The sequence below is a fragment of the Nitrospira sp. M1 genome (assembly GCF_965152605.1).
The window spans coordinates 3,510,024-3,535,324 of the sequence record NZ_OZ224217.1 but is presented as its reverse complement, the minus strand read 5'-3'; the positions used below and the strand labels follow the sequence as shown (position 1 = coordinate 3,535,324).

At 48.3% G+C, this 25,301-nt stretch carries 25 protein-coding genes; 14 read left to right on the top strand and 11 right to left on the bottom strand.

Annotated elements, in window-relative coordinates; genetic code table 11:
- The first annotated feature begins 22 nt into the window (after nucleotides 1–22).
- The 12 genes from ACWHX8_RS15940 to ACWHX8_RS15885 all read left to right on the top strand — a co-directional run bounded on the left by ACWHX8_RS15940 (nucleotide 23) and on the right by ACWHX8_RS15885 (nucleotide 14,000).
- Nucleotides 23–520 carry a Rab family GTPase gene (locus ACWHX8_RS15940; RefSeq protein WP_447969125.1) on the top strand — a complete coding sequence of 166 codons (498 nt, stop codon included), beginning with the start codon at nucleotides 23–25 and terminating at the stop codon, nucleotides 518–520.
- Nucleotides 521–916 carry a hypothetical protein gene (locus tag ACWHX8_RS15935; RefSeq protein ID WP_447969124.1) on the top strand — a complete coding sequence of 132 codons (396 nt, stop codon included), beginning with the start codon at nucleotides 521–523 and terminating at the stop codon, nucleotides 914–916.
- A 112-nt stretch (nucleotides 917–1,028) separates the two neighbouring features.
- On the top strand, nucleotides 1,029–2,816 hold the full coding sequence (locus ACWHX8_RS15930) for a sigma-54 interaction domain-containing protein (RefSeq protein WP_447969123.1): 1,788 nt from the start codon (nucleotides 1,029–1,031) through the stop codon (nucleotides 2,814–2,816).
- Between the two features lie 348 nt (nucleotides 2,817–3,164).
- Entirely contained in the window at nucleotides 3,165–4,223 is a 1,059-nt protein-coding gene (locus ACWHX8_RS15925; RefSeq protein WP_447969122.1) for a DUF481 domain-containing protein, read from the top strand.
- A 320-nt stretch (nucleotides 4,224–4,543) separates the two neighbouring features.
- On the top strand, nucleotides 4,544–4,978 hold the full coding sequence (locus ACWHX8_RS15920; RefSeq protein WP_447969121.1) for a response regulator: 435 nt from the start codon (nucleotides 4,544–4,546) through the stop codon (nucleotides 4,976–4,978).
- Nucleotides 4,979–5,396: 418 nt separating this feature from the next.
- Nucleotides 5,397–5,855 (top strand): large-conductance mechanosensitive channel protein MscL, encoded by a 459-nt coding sequence (gene mscL, locus ACWHX8_RS15915; protein ID WP_447969120.1) that lies wholly within the window; start codon nucleotides 5,397–5,399, stop codon nucleotides 5,853–5,855.
- 120 nt (nucleotides 5,856–5,975) lie between these two features.
- Nucleotides 5,976–7,424: a mechanosensitive ion channel gene (locus ACWHX8_RS15910; protein ID WP_447969119.1), complete on the top strand. Its 1,449-nt coding sequence runs from the start codon at nucleotides 5,976–5,978 to the stop codon at nucleotides 7,422–7,424.
- A 926-nt stretch (nucleotides 7,425–8,350) separates the two neighbouring features.
- On the top strand, nucleotides 8,351–9,325 hold the full coding sequence (locus ACWHX8_RS15905; protein ID WP_447969118.1) for an ABC transporter substrate-binding protein: 975 nt from the start codon (nucleotides 8,351–8,353) through the stop codon (nucleotides 9,323–9,325).
- Nucleotides 9,322–11,241 carry a PAS domain S-box protein gene (locus tag ACWHX8_RS15900; RefSeq protein ID WP_447969117.1) on the top strand — a complete coding sequence of 640 codons (1,920 nt, stop codon included), beginning with the start codon at nucleotides 9,322–9,324 and terminating at the stop codon, nucleotides 11,239–11,241. The genes ACWHX8_RS15905 and ACWHX8_RS15900 overlap by 4 nt, the downstream gene beginning before the upstream one ends.
- Nucleotides 11,242–11,532: 291 nt before the next feature.
- On the top strand, nucleotides 11,533–12,366 hold the full coding sequence (locus tag ACWHX8_RS15895) for a response regulator (RefSeq protein ID WP_447969116.1): 834 nt from the start codon (nucleotides 11,533–11,535) through the stop codon (nucleotides 12,364–12,366).
- A 449-nt stretch (nucleotides 12,367–12,815) separates the two neighbouring features.
- Nucleotides 12,816–13,220 (top strand): response regulator, encoded by a 405-nt coding sequence (locus tag ACWHX8_RS15890; protein ID WP_447969115.1) that lies wholly within the window; start codon nucleotides 12,816–12,818, stop codon nucleotides 13,218–13,220.
- A 345-nt stretch (nucleotides 13,221–13,565) separates the two neighbouring features.
- Nucleotides 13,566–14,000: a glycine zipper family protein gene (locus ACWHX8_RS15885; protein ID WP_447969114.1), complete on the top strand. Its 435-nt coding sequence runs from the start codon at nucleotides 13,566–13,568 to the stop codon at nucleotides 13,998–14,000.
- Between the two features lie 156 nt (nucleotides 14,001–14,156).
- On the opposite strand, the gene ACWHX8_RS15880 is transcribed toward ACWHX8_RS15885, so the two are convergent.
- From ACWHX8_RS15880 to ACWHX8_RS15855, 6 genes are all read right to left on the bottom strand, one after another.
- Nucleotides 14,157–14,288 (bottom strand): PEP-CTERM sorting domain-containing protein, encoded by a 132-nt coding sequence (locus ACWHX8_RS15880; RefSeq protein WP_447971924.1) that lies wholly within the window; start codon nucleotides 14,286–14,288, stop codon nucleotides 14,157–14,159.
- Nucleotides 14,289–14,638: 350 nt separating this feature from the next.
- A complete protein-coding gene (locus ACWHX8_RS15875) occupies nucleotides 14,639–14,917 on the bottom strand; it encodes a hypothetical protein (protein ID WP_447969113.1) in 279 nt (92 codons plus the stop codon).
- Between the two features lie 557 nt (nucleotides 14,918–15,474).
- On the bottom strand, nucleotides 15,475–15,723 hold the full coding sequence (locus ACWHX8_RS15870) for a GlsB/YeaQ/YmgE family stress response membrane protein (protein ID WP_447969112.1): 249 nt from the start codon (nucleotides 15,721–15,723) through the stop codon (nucleotides 15,475–15,477).
- A gap of 47 nt (nucleotides 15,724–15,770) precedes the next feature.
- Complete coding sequence (locus ACWHX8_RS15865; RefSeq protein WP_447969111.1) at nucleotides 15,771–16,439, bottom strand: DUF2959 domain-containing protein; 669 nt, start codon at nucleotides 16,437–16,439, stop codon at nucleotides 15,771–15,773.
- Nucleotides 16,440–16,551: 112 nt separating this feature from the next.
- The gene (locus tag ACWHX8_RS15860) at nucleotides 16,552–16,968 is read right to left on the bottom strand and encodes a DUF2780 domain-containing protein (RefSeq protein WP_447969110.1); all 417 of its coding nucleotides are present in this window, start codon (nucleotides 16,966–16,968) and stop codon (nucleotides 16,552–16,554) included.
- Nucleotides 16,969–17,042: 74 nt separating this feature from the next.
- Nucleotides 17,043–19,502 (bottom strand): ATP-binding protein, encoded by a 2,460-nt coding sequence (locus ACWHX8_RS15855; RefSeq protein ID WP_447969109.1) that lies wholly within the window; start codon nucleotides 19,500–19,502, stop codon nucleotides 17,043–17,045.
- A gap of 567 nt (nucleotides 19,503–20,069) precedes the next feature.
- Here ACWHX8_RS15855 and ACWHX8_RS15850 point away from each other — a divergent pair.
- On the top strand, nucleotides 20,070–20,237 hold the full coding sequence (locus tag ACWHX8_RS15850) for a hypothetical protein (protein WP_447969108.1): 168 nt from the start codon (nucleotides 20,070–20,072) through the stop codon (nucleotides 20,235–20,237).
- Nucleotides 20,234–20,542, top strand: a complete 309-nt coding sequence (locus ACWHX8_RS15845) for a type II toxin-antitoxin system VapC family toxin (protein ID WP_447969107.1) — start codon at nucleotides 20,234–20,236, stop codon at nucleotides 20,540–20,542. The genes ACWHX8_RS15850 and ACWHX8_RS15845 overlap by 4 nt, the downstream gene beginning before the upstream one ends.
- 134 nt (nucleotides 20,543–20,676) lie before the next feature.
- Here ACWHX8_RS15845 and ACWHX8_RS15840 read toward each other — a convergent pair whose 3' ends face one another.
- From ACWHX8_RS15840 to uvrA, 5 genes are all read right to left on the bottom strand, one after another.
- On the bottom strand, nucleotides 20,677–21,096 hold the full coding sequence (locus ACWHX8_RS15840) for a secondary thiamine-phosphate synthase enzyme YjbQ (RefSeq protein ID WP_447969106.1): 420 nt from the start codon (nucleotides 21,094–21,096) through the stop codon (nucleotides 20,677–20,679).
- A gap of 387 nt (nucleotides 21,097–21,483) precedes the next feature.
- Entirely contained in the window at nucleotides 21,484–21,852 is a 369-nt protein-coding gene (locus ACWHX8_RS15835) for a DUF6036 family nucleotidyltransferase (RefSeq protein ID WP_447969105.1), read from the bottom strand.
- Nucleotides 21,853–22,002: a hypothetical protein gene (locus ACWHX8_RS15830; RefSeq protein ID WP_447969104.1), complete on the bottom strand. Its 150-nt coding sequence runs from the start codon at nucleotides 22,000–22,002 to the stop codon at nucleotides 21,853–21,855.
- The gene (locus tag ACWHX8_RS15825; RefSeq protein ID WP_447969103.1) at nucleotides 21,980–22,192 is read right to left on the bottom strand and encodes a hypothetical protein; all 213 of its coding nucleotides are present in this window, start codon (nucleotides 22,190–22,192) and stop codon (nucleotides 21,980–21,982) included. The genes ACWHX8_RS15830 and ACWHX8_RS15825 overlap by 23 nt, the downstream gene beginning before the upstream one ends.
- Before the next feature lie 218 nt (nucleotides 22,193–22,410).
- Complete coding sequence (gene uvrA / locus ACWHX8_RS15820) at nucleotides 22,411–25,260, bottom strand: excinuclease ABC subunit UvrA (protein WP_447969102.1); 2,850 nt, start codon at nucleotides 25,258–25,260, stop codon at nucleotides 22,411–22,413.
- Between the last annotated feature and the right edge of the window lie 41 nt (nucleotides 25,261–25,301).

The following is a 25,301-nucleotide window of genomic DNA, read 5'->3' as shown; positions in this document are numbered from 1 at the left end:
GCGTGGGAAAGGGTTAGGGGGAATGCTTCAAAAGAAAGTGTGTTTATTGGGCGCGTTTGCGGTTGGGAAGACGAGTCTTGTTAAGCAATATGTCTCAGGGATTTTTTCTGAAAAATATCAGACAACGGTCGGGGTCAAGATTGATAAGAAAGTCCTGGATGTTCAAGGTGAGTCGATGACCTTAATTCTCTGGGATTTGCACGGGGAAGATGAATTTCAAAAAATCCGGGCATCGTATTTGCGTGGTTCATCAGGGTATGTGTTGGTGATTGATGGAACTCGGCAACTCACTTTCCCTGTTGTTGAGGGTCTTCAACAGATGACGCAAGAGATTCTTGGAGATGTTCCATTTGTTGCCATAGTCAATAAGGCTGACCTATCCGATCAATGGGAAATTGAACAGGACGCCGTCGCAGGGTTACGGGCTCGTGGCTGGACGGTCATTGAAGGGAGCGCCAAAACGGGGCAAGGCGTGGAGGAGGCATTTTCCACGCTTGCCAAGCGTATGGTTGATGAATAAATGGAGTCGTATCCTCTTCCCGTACAACAATATCTTCTGCGGCATATTGTCACATGCCAATTTCCGGGTTATTTCTATGTAAGTGAGGATTGTCATGTTCTTGAGGCTGGAGGTGCCTTAGGACACTATGGTCTGCAGTCCTGGGAAAAAGGTCAATCGATTACAGAGTGTGTCTGTTTTTTGCACGGCCTTCTCCCGTTACATGGACAACATGTGGTCATCCCATTTGTACAATTTGACGCCAAGCATTTTCTCGATCTTCATCTTCTTCCTGGAGAAGCAGGAGACTGGGTGTTATTCCTCGATGTGACAGAGCAGGCCATTCAACAACAACATCGGCAATTAGCCCATTATATGATGCGTTTGGCAAAATCCGGATCTCCTTCATACTCATAGAGATTGGTCATTGTCGCGACAGTATCCTCGCCCTGCTGCTGTGTGTTGTTTGAGGAGCATTTCCGTGCATATGGATGAATGATGCATGTCACGATCACATACGGCTTGACTCATGATGCATGAGCTGTCTCTGTTCACCGGGCTTAGTGAAGCGCTCTCCATACTCGTGCTGAAGCGGGAGAGAGCTTCCCACTCATTTCACTCTCTCCATTCCGTTCCTGAGTGGTACCGAACGTTTCTAGGAAAATCTCTCGAGGATTTTCCTGATATCCAACCGGACTTGGACTCACCGTTCCTTCAGCATTTTTTACCACAGGTCCATGAATTTTTGGACGGGCAGACGACCGGGCAACTCACATCTGGAATTTGGTGTGAGCAGGGGGCTGATGGGAAAGACTATCAATTTGAAGCGACAGCCGTGGCAAGTACAGATAGCCAGTTGTTGTTGATTCAAAGAATTGGAGGAGGTGCGCTTGAATTACAGACTGTGCTCCAAACCGCGCGTGAGGGAGGATTGCAGCATCAGCGAGCCATAGCCGAACATAAACAGGCTGAACAGGTCTTAGGAGGAAAGCTCGAGCGGAGCGAGCAACTCCGCGACGATCTCATGGTGATTCTCGATCGTTTGCAATTAGGCACGATCATGACGAATGTCGAGGGCCGCATCACATTTGTCAGTCTTGTTGCGCAAGAGATCTTGACCCTGACGGAATCGGCTGTGGTCGGTCAGCCTTGGAATGCTATTCCGGCTTTTTCAGAACACGACAAGGCTGCGCTTCAGGATATGATTCGACAATCGATCAGTGAACGAGTCAAGGTCCCAGTGGTGGTCGAACAGGGGAGGGGGCGGCGTGTTTCATTGGAGGTAGATGTTCAGGAAGACCCTCGAGACTCCCAGCGGACGATTTTTTTTCTCTACGATGTGACGGAGGTTCATAACCTTCGAGAGGTCTTAACGGAGAAACATCGTTTCTTTGATCTTGTCGGAAAGAGTGCTGCCATTACCGATGTCTATACTCGGATTCACGATATTGCTCCAACCGATGCGACAGTGCTGATTGAAGGTGAAACGGGCACGGGGAAGGAATTAGTCGCTCGGGCGATACATCAGGCGAGTCCTCGAAAAGACCATCCGTTTATTGCGGTGAATTGTGCGGGGTTAACGGACTCTCTTCTCGGCAGTCAACTGTTTGGCCATAAGCGTGGGGCTTTTACCGGGGCGATGCAGGATCATGAGGGGTTTTTTGAAGCCGCGAATTCCGGGACACTGTTTCTGGATGAAATTGGCGATATGCCACTCAGTATTCAAACAACGCTGCTTCGAGTGCTTCAAGAAAAAGAAATTATGCGAGTCGGTGAGTCCCACCCTCGAAAGATTGATGTACGAGTTGTTACCGCGACACATCAAAATTTACAGGAGCTCGTCACGACGGGGAAATTCCGCTCAGATCTCTTGTATCGAGTTCGAGTCGCGAGGTTGCACCTTCCTGCATTGCGTGATCGGCGAGAAGATATCCCACTCTTGAGTGAAGTGTTTTTTAGTCAATCGCGTGCGGTAACGAAAAAGTTGACCATCAAAGAAATGAGCCCTGACACGATGCGACAACTTATCAAGTATCGATGGCCTGGGAATGTTCGGGAACTCAAAAGTGCATTGGACTATGCCTGTATTCATTGTCACGGCGAGGCGATTCTTCCCTCGGATCTACCGCCTGAATGTTTGGAAGTCAGCGAGAGTCCGTCGATGAGTTTCACTACGGAATATGATGAACGGGAACAGATTCTTGCGGCTCTCACGCGTGCAAAAGGCAAGCGTGCCGAAGCGGCACGACTACTCGGGATGAGTCGGTCGACGTTGTATCGTCGCTTGGATAGTCTTGGTCTTCCAGCGAAAGAGTAGTTTGTTTTCCAGGTATGGAGGAGATGTAACGATCGCTCGGGCCTCCATCTATAATGTTATGGGAATTGCGACGAATGCATAGCATTCTCGTCTATGAGCAGTTGTGAGATGTCCAGGACGTGAGTCAAGAAAGAAAATATGTTATAGAACTGAAGACGATGTCGGTTTTCCGTGGGATTGTTTGACGTCATTACTGATTACCTCCCCCTCGATATTCATGCAGGGATAACCCAGAACCTTCATATTTCAGGTTTTCGTATTCCTATTCCCTGTCCTCATAAAAATTTGTTGCTCAGGAAGACTCAAGGAGTCTGAGCGAAGATGTGTGTGCTAACACAAGGAGGTCCAATGCACAAAAGTAAGTGGGGCATGTTTGTTATTCTCGTGTACATGATGATGACGGTTGTGGCTTCTGCTGGGACGATGGCTCAGATTGATTTAAAAGATGGAAGCCGGGTTTTTGGCGAAATTCTTGATATGTCTGAGGGCAAGCTGATCGTCAAGACCGCATTTGCCGATGAAGATCCGATCATGATTCATTGGAGTGAGGTGGTGGGCATGACGTCTGAAGAGCCTATCACCTTACAGTTGAAAGACGGAATGCGGCTCACGGGGGTCCCGACGACGGATGAAGCCGGGAATATGCAAGTGCAGACTGTGTTATTGGATCGTCCCCTTCCGGTGAATTTAGACTCCGTTATTGCCGTGAATCCACCAGAAAAAAAGGCAGTCGTCTATTCCGGAAATATCAATTTTGGAGGGGCGATTAATTCTGGCAATACCAAGCAGAAAAATGGGAGTTTCCTGGGAGAGTTAATCGCACGAAGTGAACGATTGCGTTTGACGATATTGGGACGATGGATTTATGGAGAAGATCGCACGGGAGTGAATGCTCGGAATTCATTTGGAACGATTAAGCTCGACTTCTTTATTACGAAACGCTTTTACGCCTATTCGAGTGCGATTTTTGAACAAGATACGTTTCAGGATTTGCAGTTGCGAACATCGATTAACGCTGGGCCAGGGTATCAAATTATCGACACAGGTGACTTTTCAAGTCCGTATTTTCACGGCATGCAGCTAAGCGGTGAAATCGGACTTGGTTTTTTTAATGAAGACTTCAAGATTGCACAAGACCAAAATTATGTGACGGGGCGCTGGGCGATTGACTTTTTATGGCCCGTCTTACCGACCGTCACGTTGTTTCATCAACATCAGGGCTTCCCATCTTTGGAAAGCAGCAGCGACTATTACGTCACGAGCCAGCAGGGGGTTCGACTCAACATTTGGGAAAACTTTGTATCGAGCTTGCAAGTCAATTGGCGGTATGATAACACGCCTTCTCCTGGATTTAAGAAAACAGATGTTCTCTATCTCTTGACCTTGGGTTATGCTTTTGTATCCTGAGTGTTCAGGGTATCCATTTCCGTGTCGACGTTGCTTGTCATTCCTATCGATTCGTTTGGGACCAGCAAGCTCACGTATGTGGCCTTGATTCCCAGACGAATCCGTTGGGTTCCTCCCCTATTTTTTACACACCGCATCGATCATATCGAACCTGTTGACACACATTCTGACACAGTGTGATGTCTCATGGAGTGTGTCATGGAATGAGAATTACTTCGAATGACTATCGTAAGTCATTGAAAGTATTGATGTATTTAGGTGGCATCATATTTGAAGGTCTACCGTTCTGTTACGACATTCTCTAGGACCAGGAGGGTACGATGTTTACGATGGAACGAGAAGACATATGGAATGGAATTCGTCCTACTCACTTCGTAGATAAGGATGGACTCATGGGTGAGATTCTCATTGTCGACGATGATCCGATTGTTCGTCATTTTGTTCATCGAATGTTGCGTATACAGGGGTACACATGTACAGAGGTCGAACATGGTCTCGAGGCAATGAACCTGCTTCGAACGCATCGTCCTCGACTCATTATTACGGATCAGCAGATGCCAGTCATGACTGGCATTGAGCTACTTGAAAATCTCGTGTATCAGCGTGAGGAGCCAGCTATTCCTACAATTCTTTTGGCTAAAGATGATGAGTATGATGTGTTTGGTCGAGCGAAGGAGTTAGGCGTGCATGCGGTGTTGAGTAAGCCTCTCGATTATCGAAAAATTATTATGGCTGTTTCGGCGGCGCTTTCTTGACGCATGGAGGCGGTTTTCATGGTAAGCCCTTCAGTTGGGTAAGGTGACCGCGTCACGTAGATAGTTGCTCTTGGCATCTTGAGGGACGATTGTCTTAGTGTTGGTGCTTGTCTTTACGGAGAAGGACAAATAGAGGGGGTACTTTTCCGTAGAGCGGTAACAGCCTGTGATGATCGTTCCTCTTTTTTTTGCATCTGACGCCTGTCTAGTCGGGATTCGTCTGAAGCGAGAAGCGAGACGATTTCATGAGAACGCTGATAGCGTCGGAGATGCTTGACTCGTGATAAAAAATGGAACATAGTAGATTGAATCACACGACACATCGACTGTGGGCGTTCAGGAGTCGCGTCTATGCTCTCCGGTTCGTTCGCAGTATTCAGTAGATTCCCATCCATTCACATTTACATAGGGGGTACGTATGCTCCAAGAGTTTAAAGAGTTTGCCATGCGCGGTAATGTGGTCGATATGGCCGTTGGTATCGTCATTGGCGGAGCGTTTGGAAAAATTATCTCTTCGTTAGTCAGTGATGTCATTATGCCGCCAATAGGACTCCTGATGGGTGGAGTGGATTTTGCGGATCTTTTTATGACGCTGAAGGACGGTGCCACGGCCGGCCCCTACGCGTCGTTAGCGGCAGCCAAGGAAGCTGGGGCCGTGACGATGAATCTTGGGATCTTTATCAATACGATCATGAGTTTCATTATTGTCGCCTTTGCGATCTTTATGGTGATCAAAGGCATGAATAACATGAAGCGAGAAGAAGAAGCGCCGCCTGCAGAACCCACAACGAAAGATTGTCCGCAATGTCAGATGACGATACCAATTAAGGCTACACGATGTGGTCATTGTACGTCAGAGGTCAGAAGTGCGGCATAAGTAAGCACGCAACTTGTTGAGTGCGTCGTACCCGGGCAATGGCACTGAACGTGTCGTTGTCGAGGTGCGTTTCGCAAATAATAACCTTCTCAGGCAATTGAAAAGGAGCCAACTATGGACATGAGTAAACTCGTGGACTCGTTACAGGCAACGCTTGGCGAAACCTTGCCGACTGTGCTTGGTGCCCTGGCTATTCTAATTGTGGGGTGGTTTATTGCGGTTGCAATTCGTGGAGGTGTTCGAAAGTCGCTTGGATTTTTACAAGTCAATGATCGGTTACGGACGAGCACCGGTACGCATATGGATCTTGAGTCAGGTGTGGCGACGGGCTTGTATTACGTCATCCTTCTCCTCGTCCTCATGGCCTTTTTTAATGCGTTGAAATTGGAAACGGTGTCTGGTCCACTTCAGGGATTGGTCGGGCAGGTATTTGAGTTTATTCCCAAACTTGTAGCGGGGGGTGTCTTATTGCTTGTGGCATGGGTATTGGCCACGATTGTGCAAACCCTGGTGGCCAAGGCATTAGGCGCAACAACTCTTGATGAAAAGCTGGCGTCTGGGGCTGGGATGAGTCCCATGAGTGATACCCTAGGAAATGTGCTCTACTGGTTAATTTTTTTGTTGTTCCTTCCAGCGATCTTAGGAGCCTTGGAACTCAAGGGGCTTCTTGATCCTGTCCAGGGGATGGTCAACGACATTCTTGGCATGCTGCCCAATATCATGGCCGCTGGCATTATTGGTCTTGTGGGTTGGTGGGTCGCAAAAATTTTACGAGATTTAGTGAGTAATCTTTTGGCGGCCTCAGGAGTCGATCGTCTTGGTGAGAATGCCGGCCTTCGAGGAACCATGAGTTTGTCTCGTCTTGTCGCGCTCGTCGTCTATATCCTGATTCTTGTTCCTGCGATCGTAGCAGCACTTGAAGCATTAAATATTGATGCACTGACTGAACCGGCGATTGAGATGCTGAATGCGATGTTAGCAGCGATTCCCAACATTTTTGCTGCGGCGATCATCCTGGTCATTGCGTACTTTGTCGCTGGTCTAGTTTCCTCGCTCATGAGCAATCTTCTGGGTGGGATTGGGTTCAATGGACTGCCAGAAAAACTCGGCGTCGGACAGGCTCTGATTGGCGAGCCGACACCTTCTCAGATTGTCGGAAAAGTCATCAGTTTCTTTATCATGCTCTTCGCAACGGTCGAAGCTGCGAATCGTCTTGGATTTCACCAAGTCTCCGGTCTTGTGGCCATGTTTATACAGTTTGGCAGCCAAGTCCTACTCGGCGGTTTAATTATTACCATAGGGTTTTGGCTTTCCAATCTGGCGTATGCGGCGATCGGCAGAGCGGGTTCCACGTCGGCTGCTAATATTGCGCGTTTTGCCATTCTCGGTTTGATTTTGGCGATGGGCCTCCGTGCAATGGGACTAGCAGACGATATCGTGAATCTGGCATTCGGGCTCACGCTTGGCGCAATTGCTGTGGCGGTGGCCCTGTCCTTTGGTCTCGGGGGGCGTGAAGCCGCTGGTCGGCAAATGGAACATTGGCTTAGTAAGCTGCGTGGAGAAAGGTAAGGGCTCCTAATGTTCCCTGATCTCAGCTTCTGAGGTCAGGGAACATTCGTTTTTCATTGAGAATGATTGACCGATCGACTTGCGCTTCTCATATTCTTTTTAGTTTTACTTCCCATATCATCGGCGCGTCTGGTCGCAAGTTTCAAACATGTTATTGTGTTGTGAGTGCGCTTGTGCCCGTCAAGAAGTCTTGAAGGTTTGTGTTGCATAAATAATGCAGATATAATGTGGTCTCATGATGTATATTGCTCTGTATTAAATCGTTTCCCTCCCGGCCTTTTTTCTTTCATTATCCTTGATCGTCTTCTATAATCATACGTATATAGGGCCTATTCCTCTCCCTGAATTTCTTCAAATCTGGGTCAGCACTACGGGCAATTCGTGACAACGTAGGAGTTGCTATTTTATGAAGAATACTCTGTTTTGGCTTAATGTAGTCACGAGGATTTATCCTTTCTCCCAGAGTCACACATTGCGACCTTTGCTGGTGCTGAAGCGTGATGACTTCATGTCTCGTGTCTCCCTTGTGTGTCAGTCATTACTCGTCCTGAGTGAAATCGCTGCCTTAGGCGGTTCTCGTGTAACGCAACAGATAATTGTGAGTCACCAAACTCCATCGAATTTACGCATGCCGCTGCGGATTATGCATACATGTAGACCATGAGGATTCGTCATGCTGTAATAAGCGATTCAGGTTTTTCACCTGTATCTTCCCGATGGTCATTCAGCCGCAAGGTGCTTGGGGGCAAAGGTGGGAGGAGTTTTCCCGTGGGTTCCACTCCCGTTTGCGATAATACGATGTTCGCGTAGAGGCTTTTACGCATCACGCTCGATGTTTCAGTGGTAAAGAAATAGGTTGTTGTCTACTCTCGATAGAGATATGCGAACAGATTAAACGCTCATCTGTGCGGCTTCTGAACTTTGCCATGAATTCACGTGGGAAAAATTTTCTGCTAGGCCTGCTTCTGGCGCTCACGATCGGTATGCTGGGAGCTTGTTTTCAAGACCCTGATCGTCCCTTGAGGCTTGGAACAAATGTCTGGATTGGGTATGAACCACTGTATTTGGCACGCGATCTCAATTATTTTAAATCGAATTCCGTCAGATTGGTGGAGTATCTGTCGGCGAGCGAAGTCATGCGCGCCTTTCGAAATCAAGCGTTGGAAGCCGCTGCCTTAACCCTCGATGAGACTTTACTGCTTTTGGAAAGCAAGGTTCCGGTTCAAGTTTTTTTGGTGGCGAGTATTTCTTATGGGGGTGATGTGATTCTGGGTTCTCCAGATATTACCACGTTTTCCTCATTAGTTGGAAAACGAGTCGGTGTGGAGTCGAGTGCGCTTGGTGCCTATTTTCTCTCGCGCGCATTAGAAAAGCATGGGTTGTCTCTCACTGACATTACGATTGTGAGCCTAGAAATTGGTGAGCATGTGGCCGCATATAAAGCCGGAAAAGTCGATGCGCTGGTCACATTTGAGCCTGTTCGTTCTCAACTCCTTGCGTTGGGAGCGCATGAGTTATTTACGAGTCGTGATATACCTGGAGAAATCGTGAACGTCTTGGTTGTGAATCAAGCGTATTTTGCGGAACATCCTCAGAATGTGCGCAAAGTGGTACGTGGATGGTTTCGAGCCATCGACTACTTCACGGCAAACCCCCATGATGCCGCTAGTCGTATGCAGAAACGACTGAAGATTCTTCCTCAAGATGCGCTGAAGAGTTATCGTGGTTTTCGGCTTCCGAGTTTGGAGGAAAACCAAAAACTTCTTCAAAGCGGTACTCCCGGCTTACGATTGTTCGCGAAGCGTCTTCGGGATCTCATGCTGACGAAAGAGTTGTTGCGCGCACCTGTGAACCTTGAGTCACTCTTTAGTCCCGCAGCGTTACGTAAGGGCTCATCATGAACATGATGTCGCGATATCCTCTTCGATATCTTGTCATTGGTATTCTTGCCGCTTTCTCTCTCTTGATTGGCATTTTGACATACATGGCAACGCAACCATTAGTTATTCAAAATGTCGAGGGGCAGGCGGCTGATCGCCTCAGGGCTGAACTCACGCAATTGCAAGGGGTGTTACAAATTTTACTGAGGGCTGAGAATGTCGAGGGTGCTCAAAGTGTGGTGGTCTCGCTTGGCTCAGCTCCAGAACATGAACTTGCACTGCTGACTGATGCAACCGGCGTCATCATTGCTTCGACGCGACTGTCCGATGTTGGAGAGGCTTGGACGTCATTGACGCCGCCGTTAGATAGACTCATGATTGATCAAGTAAACATTTCTGGCGGTGCCGTCGTTCGCTTGACGTCTGATTCGCAATATCTCGCCGGGTATGTCAATATTTGTGATCCCGTTATTACGGGAACACTTCGTCCTCCACAGTGTGGGTTCCTCTATCAACGTATTAACCTGAGTCAGGCACGAGTGGTGGCTGTGGCTGTATTGCATCGTCAAGCCGTAGCGTATGGGCTTGGCTTGGCTGTCCTTGCAGGGGTGTTGGGACTCATATTTCACCGTGTCGTCACACGACGTGTTGAGCGTCTTATAGCCACGGTGAATCGATTTACCACTGGCGATTCGACAGCGCGTGCTGGGTTGGAAGGGCAGGATGAGCTGGCTCGCGTCGGCGAGGCTTTTGATTCTATGGCGCAAACGATTGCGAATAATCAGCAAGAACTGCAGGGTTTGAATACGCAATTAGAACGGCGAGTCGAGGAGCGCACGCGTGAGCTTCAAGAGAGTGAGCAGCGATTTCGAGTTATCTTCGAGCAGGCGGCGGTTGGTGTGGCGCAAATGGCCTCTCGGTCTGGCGAATTTGTTCGAATCAACCAACGATACTGTGACATTCTTGGCTATTCCCAAGACGAGATGATGGGGCGGACGTTTCAGGATGTGACGCAGTCCAGTGATTTGCCGGAAGATGTCCACAAGATGAATCGCTTGTTGAGGGGTGAAATTGAAAAGTTTTCAATGGAAAAGCATTATACCAGGAGGGACGGGTCGACGATTTGGGTGAACGTATTTGTGTCACCCATGTGGCAACCTGGTGAAGAGCCGACGTACCACATTTCAGTGATGGAGGATATTACCGAGCGAAAAATCATCGAAATGGAAATTTTCCAGCAACGTGCAGAGCTGGCTCGCTCTAATGCCGACTTGCAGCAATTTGCTTCTGTCGCGGCGCATGATCTTCAGGAGCCGTTACGTATGGTGTCGAGTTATACGAAGTTATTGGGAAAGCGTTATCGGGGCAAACTTGATGCAGATGCGGATGAGTTCATCGCGTATGCTGTGGATGGCGCGAATCGTATGCAGACGTTAATTCGCGACCTCTTGGAATATTCGCGTGTGGGGAAAGGTAAATTGCACATGACGATGGTCGACACTGAAGACGTGGTCGTGCAAGCTTCTCGAAATCTGCAGTCGTTGATCACGGAACGTCATGCAAAAATACATTGGGATAATTTGCCTCATGTCAAAGCCGATATTATCAGGCTTACGCAAGTGTTCCAAAATCTCTTTGCCAATGCAATGAAATTTTGCGATGCCTCGACCATTCCGTGTATCAGCATTTCCGCTGAGCCACGATCGATGGATTGGCTGTTTTCTGTTCAGGATAACGGTATCGGTATGAAGGCCGAGCACACGACGAAAATATTTGAGGTTTTTCAGCGGTTGCATAATCGTACGCAATATTCTGGGACGGGTATCGGGCTCGCGCTGTGCAAACGAATCGTGGAAGACCATGGGGGGCAGATTTGGGTAGAGTCCATACCGGACAAGGGCTCTACCTTTTTCTTTACCATTGTCAAGGAGTCATAAGTACGCTGCGGCGACAATTGCGTAACGTATTTATGTATACAATATGTTATGAGAGAGAAAACATCTGACCGTATTGAGGCAGATGGCTTCTAGGCGGGTACCTTCTTTGCTCGGTCGGAGTTATGACGGATGTGGTATGACACCCGTATGGAAGTGTGATGCGTGGGGTCTGGAATATTATAGATCTTGGACTTACCCTTATTAAACAAAACACCATACATGATAATACGTTCCTTGGTTGGGGTAGTATCTTGCGATAGCTATTATTATATTCGAGAGGGAGACTGATGTATGAAACGTGTCCTTATTGTGGATGATCAGGCATCGAATCGGCTGATTCTTCGTGAGCTTCTAGAAACCTTAGAATGGGTATGTACGGAAGCGACTAATGGGGTGGAAGGGTTGGAACTTGTGCATCATGCGAAGCCAGACCTTATCTTAACGGATTATCATATGCCGGAGATGGATGGGCTAAAGCTCTTGGAAGAGTTAAAACGTAATCCATCAAATCAAGATATACCAGTGATCATGATTACGGCGCATTCAACAACAGATATTCATCATCAGGCTCTGTCCCTCGGGGCATCCACCGTGTTGCCTAAACCCTTTGAATTTGAAGCCTTATTCAGAGCTGTGAGTAATGTTATTACCGCGAAGGCTTCTGCTGATCAGAATACTGTCGTTTCAACGACAAGAAAACTGGAAATTCTTCTTGTGGAGGATAATGAAGGCGATGTGCGCTTAACACGGGAGGCGCTTAAGGACGTGAAGGTGCCGGCTCGTCTTTCGGTGGTGTATGACGGAGAAGAAGCCTTAGCATTCTTACGTCGTCATGACTTATATGCGGACGCTGCACGCCCAGATCTTATTCTATTGGATCTTAACTTGCCCAAAAAGAGTGGCCATGAGGTTTTAGCCGAAATCAAATCGGACGAAAATATTCAAGCAATCCCGGTGGTGGTACTCTCAAGTTCTGCACAGGACGACGATATTTTCAAAGCGCACGAACGTTTTGCCAATTGTTATGTGACAAAGCCAGTAGATTTAAATGAATTTTGGAATCTCATCAAACATATCGTTGAATTTTGGTTAGTCATTGCGAAGATTCCCCCAAAAGTTCATTGACCGATGTGATGTGTTATCGACATTCAATGTCCTAACAGATCGTTTGATAAGCCTTTCTGTTTCTGTCACTCGGTGTTTTTAGCCATAAGGCTCCACAGGGCTTATGATTGAGGAGTGTATTTTTTACGGCCCTTCCCGCTTTCTTAATCACACCGCATGCCTTCTCCCGTCTCACAAGGAAAATCTGAAACAGTCTTGAGACACATTGCCCCAATTATCCCGTAGGCCTATTATGATGGTTTAGGGTTAAAATTATTTAAGTGATTGATATATAAGATTAAATTTGCATGTGTCATTTGTGGCACAGCGATTGAATACGTATACTGAAATCTAAGTGTTTTGATCTTTCTTTTCAAATATGAGGTCTTCCAATGCTATTACATGATAGCCAGGAAAAAAAGCAGGATGTCTCTCAAGGCATATTTTGCACTCAAGGACGGATGAAAAGGATGAGTCGAATTTTAATTGTTGATGATGAACCGGATCATCGATTGGTATTGAGAACGATGCTGGAAGGGGCTGGCTATGAGTGTGAAGAAGCCGGAGATGGGATGGCCGCACTTGCGGTTCTTGAACGAAGTGATATTGATGTGGTGTTGACCGACTTGCAGATGCCACGAATGGATGGTTTTCGGTTTGCGGAGCACGTAGCCGCTCACGCGACATTTCAGTCCATTCCAATCATTGTCGTGTCGAGCCAAACCCCCGACCTGATCCCGTCTTCAGGTGGAGAAAACAAAATATTCACGATGCTTTCTAAACCTTACGAGTGGCCGAAAGTTCTGACTGCTGTCGCGAATGCGCTTGCCGTTGTTGAGCGTTCGCAATACGAAGCTTCGCTTGTTGGGAGTTGAATGCTTGCATTCGTCGATACATATTATGAAATATGAGCTACGTGCCATGCCAAAACAGTTCCGACATATTGACCTAGTTCCTCTAGTCTTAGCGTGTCTTTTAATTATTTTGATCGTATTGATTGTTCTGGAGATGTGGTAACAGGGACGGTTCAGGGCAAACGATGGACTAAGAATTGTCATGATGATTTGCGGCAGATTACCTTATAGGAATGGGTGACTTCCTGGTCGTCAGCAATCATCGCGGTATACGTTGTGTTGACAGTGTGTGAATATTGCAGATACATACTCACTGCAGGTGACGAAGGGCCGTCAGCGCAGTTCTTTCTATGAGATGAATAGTTGATGAAGATGATCGCTCAAAAAATGATCGTGGGTTTATCTATGATCAGTCTGTCTGCGTTCTCTGGATGTTCCGGTCCACAGCCTGTTCTCTACCCTAATCAAGTTCTACAGGATAGTGGAGAAGAACAAGCGGAGCAAGATATTTCGGTTTGTGAAGAACTTGCAGAAGAATATGTCTCGAAAGGCAGTGCTGGGGAGCATGTTGCTGGTCAGACGGTTGGCGGAGGGGCGATCGGTGCTGCCTCAGGTGCTGTTGGTGGGGCAATTGCCGGAAACGTCGGGCTTGGATCGGCTATTGGAGCGGCAGTAGGGGCCACGCAAGGATTCGTGCGGGGAATTTTTTCATCTGGAGGGGCAGAAGCTAGTCCAACCTATCGAAGGTTTGTCAATCGTTGCTTAAGAGAAAAGGGATACGAACCCATTGGGTGGGAGTAGCAATGTAGAATATGTATCCTAACGAACTCAGGAATGATTGCCCACTTCAATACGGTGTTCTGTTCAAGAATGTCAGATGTCCCGTTATGTCTTCTCAGATGTTTACCCACGAAACCTCCCACGGTTTCCCGTGAGAGGCTTCAGTACATGAGCAAGTTATGAGCGTGAGACTTCAGAGTTCTGTTTGTGTGACTTTTTGTGTCTCCAGGCAAACATGCCGGCAAGTCCTGACCCGAGAAGAATAATAGCCGAAGGTTCCGGCGTTGGCGTTGTTGCCGGAGGAGGTATGCTGAAATTTAAATTAAAATCACCATGGTTTGGAGAGTTCTTCAGATAGACGTTTTGTTGGTTTGGTTGTTGTGTTACCTGGCAGGTAAACCACCCTGATCCACCAAGGATAATGTTTTGCCATTGGCTCCTTCTCCGATTTGAAAAGCCGGACCGGTACGGCTCAAACTGACTTCTGCGCCATCATATAATCCTGCCCCGGTTAAAATCCCAGAAAAGTTGGTATAGTAGCTCCAATTATTGGTATCTACGGGTCCTCCATTCGTGGCGTAGGCCGTTCCGTGTAGTTCTCTTTTCGGGCTGTTGGGTGGTGCAATAGTTGTGAATCCAGAAAAATTTACATCGATGTTTCAGATTCGGTTTGGCTCGTCTGCATTCACGACTATTCCTGTTAACGTTGCCGATGTGCCAGATTGTGTAAACGATCCAGGATTTTGGAAAATAAAATTTGGGCTGAGAGAGCCATATTCAAGCCCTGGCATCCACAAACCGTGAGAATCATTGCCACTGTGATAGCTGTCGGATATGGCATTACTTGTTGAATACGTGGTGACAGCCCATGCTGTGGGAGAATGCAATAGTACGGCGAATGTTAATAACCCGCACGTCTTGAGTAATCCGTGTTTCATTACTGTTCCTCCTGGCCCAACTGGGCTTGGTGAAAAATATATCTGTAGTTTTTGGTCGTGTGGTCAGTTTGAGCAAACTTCATGCGAAGTGTTCATAGAAGAGGTGGGGATATCTTGATCTATGTCGATTGTTTTTGTTGCTGTCGAGTCTGGAGTATAGAAGACTGTTACGAGTGGCGAGGACATTTCATTCGAGGGAAATGAGAAGAGGCAATACAAGGAAAGCTGCCAGTTGGGTTTTTCGACTGTATGAATTCAACGTGAAAGTCAAGAATGAAGATGATTGTCGTTTATCCTCTATTCAACAACTGTTAAGGCAGGTGACACGTCTTGTCTGGGAGCGTATAACGGGAAACGCATGAATACATGTCGAGGATGTATCGGGGTATTTTGAGAAGGACGGCTTTTAACGAAAGAAAAATGCAGGCAAAAAAGAGAAAGGAATCGTACGTCGAGAAAATACGGGAAATGTTCTAGGGCAAACATTTCCCGTATTGCGTGTTTTGGCGGGCAAACGATCTTCTACTCAACATTGTCGAGCAACAATTGAGCAATGGTTAGCCTTTGACTTTGCGATAGGCAAATAACAGAAGCAGTGCACCGCCGATAGCAATGCCAAAGCTTCGAATATCAAACCCTGAGACTTCTCCATAGCCCAACGATGTGCTGATGAACCCGCCGACCGTGGCGCCGGCGATTCCAATGAGGATGGTGATGATGAAGCCACCGGGATCTTTACCGGGCATCAAAATTTTGGCGAGGATGCCCGCAATCAATCCAAAGACGATCCAGGAGAGTATTCCCATGAGTGTTTCCTTTATCTAGAGGAGTCGCTCTGTATGTTCAACATCTCTTACTGTTCTTTTGCCATCGTTGAAATGAACGAATCGGCTTCTTGAATCGACGCTTCCATTTCTTTGATCAAGGACGAAATATCGCTTTCGACTGCAACTAATTCATTCTTGAGTGAGGCAATGGCTTTGGCATTTAGATTGTGCTTCAGAAAGAGCACTTGATCTTTGAATGCGGCCATGACGGGATCCATTTTTTTCTCCGCACGTTTCATGGCTTTGATGAGTTGCGCGTACTGCTTTTGAGTGTGATCAAGTTTACGTTGGCTCGTTCGACGTAAACTGATATTGGAATACTCCTCCAGTTCGGCTTCCCATTCGGTAAACAGGGCTTCAGATACGTCTTCTACAGATGCGACTCGATCATGAACGGCTTGCGCCCTGGCTTCACTCTCTTCGTACTCTGCGCTCAACTTGTCATACTTTTCTTGAAGGTCGCCACCTTTAAAGTTCAAGACCGATGAAAATCGTTCGAGCGCCGACTTGAATTGTTCCTTGGCGTCGGCTTGCGCATCGCGAGCTTTTTCAACATCAGAAATAAGGATATCGCGTTTGTGATAGCCCATTTTTTCCATGGCCTCGTAATAGACCGTTTGACAGCCGGTCAACGAGAGGATGACGAGGCTCACAAGCCAAATGTGTAAGGTGCGTGATGCAAAACAGGTGTTCATGGACAATAGTCTCCTCGATCTAGAGAAACATGTGATGGATGATAGCGATGGCAGCATCGTCGAACAATGGGGTTCCCCGGCTTTTGATCAAAAGAACCAGAGATCGAAACGTTTATTCACTGGGACGAATGACCTTTTCAAGCAAACTTCTAACGCCGTCGCCGCCTTGGCTTTGCACGTATTGCAGGACCTGGGGGACAAACTTACCGATCATTTCGGCATCCAGTCCGAGTTTCGAAAAACCACCGGCTAAGGCCGCAAGCGAACCCAGTCCGCCAGCGTTTCCTCCAAGGCTCGACGCGAGGCCTCCCAGCATGCCCATCACTCCGCCACCACTATCGGCCCCACCGTCGGCTGAAGGCGCGGCGCTCATGAGATTGCCAATACCGGGGACCGCGTCGGCAATTTGTTGAAATTCACCGGCACCCAGCTGTTCTTTGGCGATAGTGAAGAGCATGCCGGCACCGCCCTTGGCCTGGTCCTCGTTGACTCCGAGATTATTAGTTAACATCTGAACGAGTTCCATCATAACGTTCCTCCTTTAATCGGTTGGTTGTGTTACGTGATGAGTGTGCAGCAGAGGGGGGTACAGGGTATTGTAGGCTATTCCCACGCCGGAGTCATGTCTCCTGATGAATTTTTCCAATATGGTACCCATGCCAATGTTACCAGGTTAATGGAAATATTCGTTTTTTTGGGCCTAATCGTGATGGATTCAAGTTCTCTAGCCTCTTCATCCCATTGGAGGGTCAGACGGTCTGTATCCTCTTGAAATTGAGCGTCGAGATCGACGAGCCGTTGTCGTAAGGCTTCTACGGTATCGCCGGCTCTTGCGACATCTTTGGCCTCTTTCATGGATCGTCCAACTCCTCGAATTGCGGTGGTGGCCCGACCCATTGATGATCGACTCATGGTTTTCCTCCCCAGAAAGGCCGATAGCAACGTCGCGCCAAACGAAATGACCGTTTGCATTTTCTGTTGCTTGGCTTGTTCGGCCTCGCGCTCAACGGCTTGTTCCGCGCGACGAATGCGTTCTTCGAGCGTGGCGATTTTTGGCGCATATTTTCTGCGGAGCCGTTCGGTGGCTTCGTCTCGTTGCTCGTGTGAATGTTGTTGGACTCGAATACGAAAATCGCGTTCGGATTCGTCTGGTTCTGAAGCCATTTTGAGTGTTGGACTTTTCCAGAGTTCGAGCGCTTTATTCCGGTAGACCCAGTGTTTAAAGTCTTTTTCCCATTTCTTGTACTGCTTTGCGTTACCCGCGGCTGTTGCAATCGGCGAATAGGTGGCGTCTTCTTCTGGCCGCTTCTCCAAATCGTCAGGGTCGATCTCGGTCTCGTCGACCTTGTCCCAGTCGACCGGGATAGGATCGTCAGTGATGGGAACGAGTCCTGTGATATCACGTAACACGTCTACCTTTGTTTTGGCTTGCACATAGTGAACGGAAGCCGAGGCCAGTAACCGCGGCTGATAGGCGAGGATTGTGTCATTGGGTTGAGTGCTTCGCGTGGGAACGAAAACCTGTGCAATGCCTGAAGGAAGAACCGGTCGTTGTGTGCTCTCCATCTCGCGGCCTGGTTTTTTCACTTTCATTGACTGTGTCGTTACGGGAGCTGTCGCGGTCTCTTTCACTGACGTCGTGAGTCGGTCTTTATACGGATCCATCAGGGTCTTGATTTGTGTCCTGGTCAGCGGCCCGCGCAGGTACGAGAGTGCCCAGCGTGTTTCGAATATTTCTGGCGCATCGTCGTGAACATTGTTCATGAGAAAGACGCGACTCCCCAATCGAGAGAGGGTTCTCTCCATTTGAGCTCGATTCATCGGTTTCCCGGCTTCCGAGGCGGCTCCCTCAAGGCCGTCGAGTACTCGTGCCATATCGCGTTCCGTTTGTAAGCGTCCAATAAACCAGGTTCCAGCGTTGCCCAGCCCTTTGTAGTCAAGGTCGACTGGGTTTTGCGTAGCAAGGACGGTGCCGACGCCAAATGCACGGGCCTGCTTCAGCAGGGTAAGCAACGGGGCTTTCGAGGGCGGGTTTTTAATCGGCGGGAAATAGCCAAACACCTCATCCATATAGACGAGTGCGCGGAGACTGGTCGTGCCGGATTGCGTTCGCATCCAACTCACCATTTGACTCAGGAGAAGGGTGACAATGAACATACGTTCGGTATCGCTTAAGTGCGCGATAGAGAATATGGCGATACGTGGTTTGCCATCCGGCGTATAGAGTAGTTGATCGATATCCAGCGGCTGACCTTCGAGCCAGGTCGAAAAGCCCGGCGCACCCAGAAGATTGTTAAACTTCATGGCGAGCCCGAAGCGATCTTTTGAAGGGAAGAAGGATTCTATATCCAATACGCCAATTTTCTGAGCCGGTGGATTCTGTACGTAGCCGATGAGTTGAGCTAGGTCCAGATCTTGTCCCTGTTTCCAGACATGTCCGAGAATGGTTGAGAGTAATATATGCTCTCGACTTTGTAGCGGATCAGCATCAATGCCAACAAGATTTAACAGGCTAGTTGCTGTCGTGCTGATCCGTTCACTGAAGAGTTCGGTGTCTTCGAGGATCGATGCGGGAGGTGCCGAAAACGATTGAAGAATGGAGATCGGTAAGCCCGCCGTACTTCCGGGAGTGTAAATGGCAAAGTCTGCCGTGTTACGGAGACGCTGAATTCGTGTGCCGTTTTGGTTCCAAGCTTTCAATCCTTTCTTCCATTTCTCAGCCTCCTGCTGAGCATATTCCACGGTTGAGAACCCTTGCTTCTGTGCATCATCCTCATTGATCCACGGTTCAAAGTCCTGTCCCTTGAGCTTAGGGAAGGTAAGCAAAAGATTAGAAAGATCGCCTTTAGGATCGATCACCAGGGCGGGAATGCCGTCAATCGCCGCTTCCTCTAACAAGCTGATGCATAAACCCGTTTTGCCACTGCCGGTCATCCCTACGCACACGGCATGCGTCACCAAATCTTTAGAGTCGTATAGGAGTAATCCCGGTTTTGGTTCCTTCTTCTCTACATCATAGGGGCGTCCAAGGTAAAAGGCTCCAAGTTTTTCAAAGTCTTGCATCGACACAATCCTTTCAATGATGTTCTTTGCGCGTTTCGTCTGTGAACGTCATATACTGGGGTAATTGTCTGGACGCATTGCATCATAACTTATAGGCAACTCTCAAGCTTGGACACCTGTAATGAATAGAGCAGAAGGGGAAAGATTCCAACAAAAAATATATGTCGAGTGGGGGACGGCGAGCAACGACCGTGTCCAAGGACACCTGTAATGAATAGAGCAGAAGGGGAAAGATTCCAACAAAAAATATATGTCGAGTGGGGGGACGGCGAGCAACGACCGTGTCCAAGGACACCTGTAATGGATGTGAAGGAAGGATTAATGCGTCAACGGAAAAAGGTCTGTTGACTATTCTCAAGACTGCGAGTGAGATGAAAGATCACGCGAGCAGAAGCGAGAACTCTTTCAGTATTTCCATGCGAATTGCAATGTAGACAAACTGTTTTCAGGTGTGTGTCAAAGGAGTATGACAAGAGTGATGGAGAGTAAGATAGGAGGAGAGAGAACGTGTTCTTGAACGTGATAAGGGCGGTGTACCGGTCGGTCAGGTCAAAGAAGCTGATTGATGTGGGGAAACTTAGCTTGTCTGCTCATGTATCCGAATTAGCGAGAAGCGGACTCGTTCGATTGGGAGGAGGAAAGATTCCGAAAGACGTGTGGAAGCTTCCTCGCCCTGTCGATAAGCAGGGTCGTGGGTTGAAAGTGCTTCTTGATGAGCGAGAGGATGGACGATGAAGTTTTGGGATACGTCTGTGTTACTTCCAATATCTCTTCAGGAACCTCAACCCACTCAAGTCAAGAACCTGATCAAACAGGATGATGATATCGTGGTTTGGTGGGGTACATTGGTTGAAGGGTATTCAGTGTTCGCGCGCCTTCGCCGTGAAGAAGTATTGACCCAGAACGACGAGTTTCAGTCACGGCAGATTCTTACTCGTTTAGCTGGTGCTTGGACGGAAGTTCGACCGAGTAATCCTGTTCGTGATCATGCTGGACGAGTGTTGCTTCTCCACCCTCTGAGGGCAGCCGATGCACTGTAGTTGGCTGCGGCTTTAGTTTGGTCTGGCCGCCAAACCACGTATTCAGGGTTTGTCTGTCTGGATCATCGATTGCGTGAGGCTGCACGTCGAGAAGGGTTTCAGGTACTGCTGTAGTCGGGTTGGGATATTGATCCTCACCTTCCATCATCAGCATCGCGAATCAGTGTACACACCACACGTCGTTCCGTACGCGGCCCATCGAATTCACAGAAAAAGATGTTTTGCCAGCGGGATAAGCCCAATTGACCATCAATGATCGGAATCGTTTCTGATGGACCGACAAGGCCAGCTTTCAGATGGGAATCGCCATTGCCATCTTGTGTATCGTGTAGCCACACGCCTGGAGGAATCAGTGTACGGAGAAGATTGACGACATCGAGTGGGACGCTGTCGTCCCAATTTTCTTGGACCATGATGGCAGCCGTCGCTCCCTGAGCATACACATGCATAATTCCATTGTTGATGCCGCTCTGCTCAAGAATTGCATGAACAGATTCAGTGATGTCGAGGAGTTGTTCGTGCTGTGTGGTCTGTAGGGTGATTGTCTCACGCATGTGTCAAGGGTAACGTATTGTTCCAGAGTATTAAACCTAGCTGTTTTTTTCAAGTTCGCGATCCTCCTCTCTCTTGTTTCAAACTCTCTTCCGTACCGTTTCAGGAAACAGGGTTGGATTCATTATCTGTTGCGTCATATTGTGCCACATTGAACTTGCTATTCCCCGTAGCTTGCTACAGGGTTACCACTTAAGTCCCCCTTTGGAAAAGGGGGTTAGGGGGAATGCACTTCAGGGGGTAGCGGAAGCTGGCGCACAGCCGTAGATCGATGGAACGGTTCAAAAAGCATGAGATGTGCGAAGCTGTATAGAAGGAAAGATTTCAGATGTGTATATAGGATAGGTGTTTGAAGGTCAGCACCATGTGGCGTTGCGATCATTCTTTCGTTAAATGAGTCGATGGCAAAAGTGTTCAACCGTTTTGTTGAATAAGAAGATTGCCGTGTCTTTCGGGGAGGCGGTAATGGCTGACTGAGCGGCAGACTGAATTGCCGTAGATGCAACATCATGACGCCGGGCTACATATTCGGCGTCATCCAAGTCCTGATCCGTCCCACGCCGAAGCTTGGCAATGATAAAGTCGACGGGGCTCAAAAGACGTACACGTATGCCAGGAGCTTCATGCCAGACCGAGGTCCGTTCTCGGTAGCCTGGCGGCATGGCCACGATGGACCATCCCGACATATTTTCCCCCAGGTCTGCGGGTACGTGCTGTTGTTGGAGGAACGTAATCAGCGGATCCAACTTTCCTTTCAATTACCCATCGATATCCACTGTGACTCTATCGGAAAACCCATAGGCCTGTAACGCTAATCCTCCTACACGAATGAGGTCGACGGCATTCCCTGTTTGCCGGTGGTATTCGGCTAATTGTTGGGTAATGCTATGAAGCGAGAGTGGTGGCAAATCGTAAGGCCTCGGCAAACGTCCGGTAGTCTCGAAAGTCAATTGGTGTGTGATCAACCGGGAGAGGTGTTCTCGGGATCATGGATTCGATAAGCCGCTGATACGTCGTGAACCATTGACAGGCTTTTTGGTAAGCATTTTTGACTTCTGAACGGGTTTGCCACGGAGTGATGTCAAGGTGTTCATTCACAAGGATTTCCAACCAAAGAAGGCGAAGAGCTCTTGGACTCTGAAGGACTTCGTCAATTGATGTAAGCCCCGTATATGAGGGTAATAGCTTCATTGATGGAGCTTGCTAAAAAGATTCTACTGTTTTCATGTTATGAAGTGTAGGACATTCCTGAACTTCCAGCAAGTCCTCGTGTTCCTTGTTTACTAGCATGGGTGAGCTGGGAGTATGAGAAAGAGTTACGGATTTGTCTGGCCAAGCATCGGTTGAAGAAATTGTCCGGTATATGACTCAGGTTCCTGTGCCACGTCTTCCGGTCGTCCTTCAGCAACAATCTTTCCGCCATGTTCTCCGCCTCCCGGGCCAAGGTCAATGATCCAATCTGAACATTTCATGACATCGAGGTGATGCTCGACAACCACGACGGTGTTTCCTTCTTCGACAAGACGATTAAGAACACATAAGAGTTTCTGAATGTCTTCAGTATGAAGCCCAGTAGTTGGTTCATCAAGAATGTAGAGGACTTCGTTGGACTGCGTCGCACGGTGTTTTGCTGTGTGAAGACGTGCGAGTTCTGCTGCGATTTTCAATCGTTGGGATTCTCCTCCCGATAAGCTGGTGGCCGGTTGTCCTAAACGGAGATACCCCAGTCCTAGAGAGTTGAGCAGTGTCAGTGGGGGGGCAAGGGTTGGAGCGAGTTCTCCAAATGTTGCCAGTGCCTGTTCAACCGTCATAGAGAGGGCATCATGGATTGAATGGCCCTGCACGCGAATGGCGAGCACTTCAGGTTTAAACCGGCGACCTTCACAATCCTCGCATGTGACGTACAGGTCTTCAAAAAAGTACATCTCCAGCTTTTCATGCCCCTGTCCTTCGCAACGAGGACATCGTCCTGCACCGGTGTTGAATGAGAAATGCGCTGGGGTGAGTCCACGAGTCTGTGCATCGGAATGCTGCGAGAAGAGTTGTCGGAGAATGTGAAAGGCTTTTATGTACGTGATAGGGTTTGAGCGAGGTGTTTTTCCGATAGGTTCTTGATTGATCAGTCGAACCGTGTGGAGATGTTCTAGTCCATGGATATCGTCAAATGTTCCAAGCGGAGGTGCCGCAACGTTGAATGCGCGAGCGGCTGCGGCATAGAGAATGTTTTCGACCAGAGTACTTTTCCCAGACCCTGAAACTCCGGTGACGCTTGTCAACGTTCCGAGGGGAATTTGGATCGTCAGATTTTTCAGATTATGCTCTCGTGCGCCAGTAATTGTGAGGGTTTTCCCATTTCCTGTACGGCGATGGAGAGGGACAGGTATCGATGCATCACCTCGTAGATAACCAGCCGTAATGGAATGAGGGTGTTTCATGAATGCAGAGACTGATGCAGAACAGATCACTTCACCGCCCTGTTCTCCTGAAGCCGGACCGATTTCAATTACGTGATCAGCTTGCTCTATGACCTGATGATCATGTTCAACGGTAATGACCGTATTGCCATGCTTGGCAAGTGCTTTGAGTAACCCGGCTAAGGCGGCTGTGTCACGTGGATGAAGGCCAATGGTGGGCTCATCGAGGACATAGAGTGTCCCGACTAATTTGGCTCCGAGTTGCGTAGCCAATGAAATCCGTTGCGCTTCTCCGCCTGACAGCGTACGCATTTCCCGATTGACGGTGAGGTAATCTAATCCCACATGGAGAAGGCATGACAGTTTGGCCTCTAATGTCTGAAGTATGTCGTTGGCGACTTCACGTTCATAGGGGGAGAGTGTAAGGTCTTGTAGCCAGGCGTGAATCTGCCGTATTGGCCATTGAGAGACGTTATGGATATTCTGCTCGTGGATATGGACCATGAGTGCATGCGGGCGAAGCCGGCTTCCCTGACAGGTTGGACAACGAGAAGGACTTCGATAGCGACTGAGAAAGACGCGAACATGCATTTTGTAGCGCTTGCCCTCCAGATATTCAAAAAACTGATGAATGCCTTCCAGCTTTTTTTCACCTTCCCAGAGAAGCCGTTTTTCCTCGCGTGAAAGTTTTGCATAGGGCGTGGTGATGGCGAGTTTTCGTTTTTTGAAACCTTTGAGCATCTCATCTTGCCACCAGTGATTGGACGGCTTTGTCCATGGTTCAATCACGCCGTCTTTGAGTGACTTTGCTGGATCAGGAATGATGAGGTTTTCGTCGTAGCGGAGAATATTGCCGAATCCTTTACACTCTGGGCATGCGCCCAAGACATGGTTGAACGAAAAGTGTATGGGCCGAACGGTGTCGAAGGTGTGATGACATTGTGGGCATCGGAGTGACGTGCTGAAGCTAAAGCGTTTGTCGTCTACGACTTGGACTTGGGCAACCCCATGTCCTTCTTGAAAGGCTGTTTCTAAACTCTCCACAAGCCGCGTATGATTATCCTCCCTGAGGACCAGTCGATCGACGACGATCTGTAGCGTAGGCTGTGTGAACTTTTTGGGTATAGGGTTCATATTGAGATTAAGGACTTGATCATGGTGAAGCAGGCGAACGTACCCTCGCTTGAGCAATGATGAAATACAATCAGGAATCTGTTGGGGTTTTGGCGCGTCAATGGAAAACAGAATGAGGGCGCCGCTGTGTGGGAACTCTTCTAACAGCTTTTGAGCTACAGATGCCGGTTGATGGGCTTCAGCTTGTAGATGGCAGTTAGGACAGATGAGGTGACCGATTTTTGCAAAGAGGAGCCGCAGATAATCAGAGATTTCACTCGCTGTTCCTACCGTGGAGCGTGAAGTTCGAACCGGGTTCTTTTGTTCAAGCGCAATGGCCGGTCGAATGTTGAGGAGTCGATCGACATCAGGTCGAGTCACTCGCTCCAAGAACATTCGGGTGTACGAAGACAGTGATTCGATGTATCGCCATTGTCCTTCAGCAAAGATGGTATCGAAGGCGAGTGATGACTTTCCGGAGCCCGACACTCCGGTAATCACCGTGAGGGCGTTGTGTGGGATTCGGAGCGAGATATTTTTGAGATTATTTTGTCGTGCGCCTTCAATAATGAGATCGCGGTGTGTGTGTGCGTCTGTCAGGTCTTTCTTTCGCATAGGGGACTGTAACAGGCGACTCATACGTCAACCAAATCAGCGGCTGTTGCAAGACGTACATGTAT

What these genes read in the sequence shown, in the direction of transcription:
- ACWHX8_RS15900 (WP_447969117.1), top strand. Translation starts at nt 9,322, where the DNA reads ATGAACATGATGTCGCGATATCCTCTTCGATATCTTGTCATTGGTATT.
- mscL (WP_447969120.1), top strand. Translation starts at nt 5,397, where the DNA reads ATGCTCCAAGAGTTTAAAGAGTTTGCCATGCGCGGTAATGTGGTCGAT.
- ACWHX8_RS15875 (WP_447969113.1), bottom strand. Translation starts at nt 14,917, where the DNA reads ATGAAACACGGATTACTCAAGACGTGCGGGTTATTAACATTCGCCGTA.
- ACWHX8_RS15910 (WP_447969119.1), top strand. Translation starts at nt 5,976, where the DNA reads ATGAGTAAACTCGTGGACTCGTTACAGGCAACGCTTGGCGAAACCTTG.
- ACWHX8_RS15885 (WP_447969114.1), top strand. Translation starts at nt 13,566, where the DNA reads ATGAAGATGATCGCTCAAAAAATGATCGTGGGTTTATCTATGATCAGT.
- ACWHX8_RS15855 (WP_447969109.1), bottom strand. Translation starts at nt 19,502, where the DNA reads ATGCAAGACTTTGAAAAACTTGGAGCCTTTTACCTTGGACGCCCCTAT.
- ACWHX8_RS15865 (WP_447969111.1), bottom strand. Translation starts at nt 16,439, where the DNA reads ATGAACACCTGTTTTGCATCACGCACCTTACACATTTGGCTTGTGAGC.
- ACWHX8_RS15920 (WP_447969121.1), top strand. Translation starts at nt 4,544, where the DNA reads ATGTTTACGATGGAACGAGAAGACATATGGAATGGAATTCGTCCTACT.
- ACWHX8_RS15930 (WP_447969123.1), top strand. Translation starts at nt 1,029, where the DNA reads ATGATGCATGAGCTGTCTCTGTTCACCGGGCTTAGTGAAGCGCTCTCC.
- uvrA (WP_447969102.1), bottom strand. Translation starts at nt 25,260, where the DNA reads ATGAGTCGCCTGTTACAGTCCCCTATGCGAAAGAAAGACCTGACAGAC.
- ACWHX8_RS15895 (WP_447969116.1), top strand. Translation starts at nt 11,533, where the DNA reads ATGAAACGTGTCCTTATTGTGGATGATCAGGCATCGAATCGGCTGATT.
- ACWHX8_RS15890 (WP_447969115.1), top strand. Translation starts at nt 12,816, where the DNA reads ATGAGTCGAATTTTAATTGTTGATGATGAACCGGATCATCGATTGGTA.
- ACWHX8_RS15845 (WP_447969107.1), top strand. Translation starts at nt 20,234, where the DNA reads ATGAAGTTTTGGGATACGTCTGTGTTACTTCCAATATCTCTTCAGGAA.
- ACWHX8_RS15860 (WP_447969110.1), bottom strand. Translation starts at nt 16,968, where the DNA reads ATGATGGAACTCGTTCAGATGTTAACTAATAATCTCGGAGTCAACGAG.
- ACWHX8_RS15925 (WP_447969122.1), top strand. Translation starts at nt 3,165, where the DNA reads ATGCACAAAAGTAAGTGGGGCATGTTTGTTATTCTCGTGTACATGATG.
- ACWHX8_RS15905 (WP_447969118.1), top strand. Translation starts at nt 8,351, where the DNA reads ATGAATTCACGTGGGAAAAATTTTCTGCTAGGCCTGCTTCTGGCGCTC.
- ACWHX8_RS15935 (WP_447969124.1), top strand. Translation starts at nt 521, where the DNA reads ATGGAGTCGTATCCTCTTCCCGTACAACAATATCTTCTGCGGCATATT.
- ACWHX8_RS15870 (WP_447969112.1), bottom strand. Translation starts at nt 15,723, where the DNA reads ATGGGAATACTCTCCTGGATCGTCTTTGGATTGATTGCGGGCATCCTC.
- ACWHX8_RS15940 (WP_447969125.1), top strand. Translation starts at nt 23, where the DNA reads ATGCTTCAAAAGAAAGTGTGTTTATTGGGCGCGTTTGCGGTTGGGAAG.
- ACWHX8_RS15840 (WP_447969106.1), bottom strand. Translation starts at nt 21,096, where the DNA reads ATGCGTGAGACAATCACCCTACAGACCACACAGCACGAACAACTCCTC.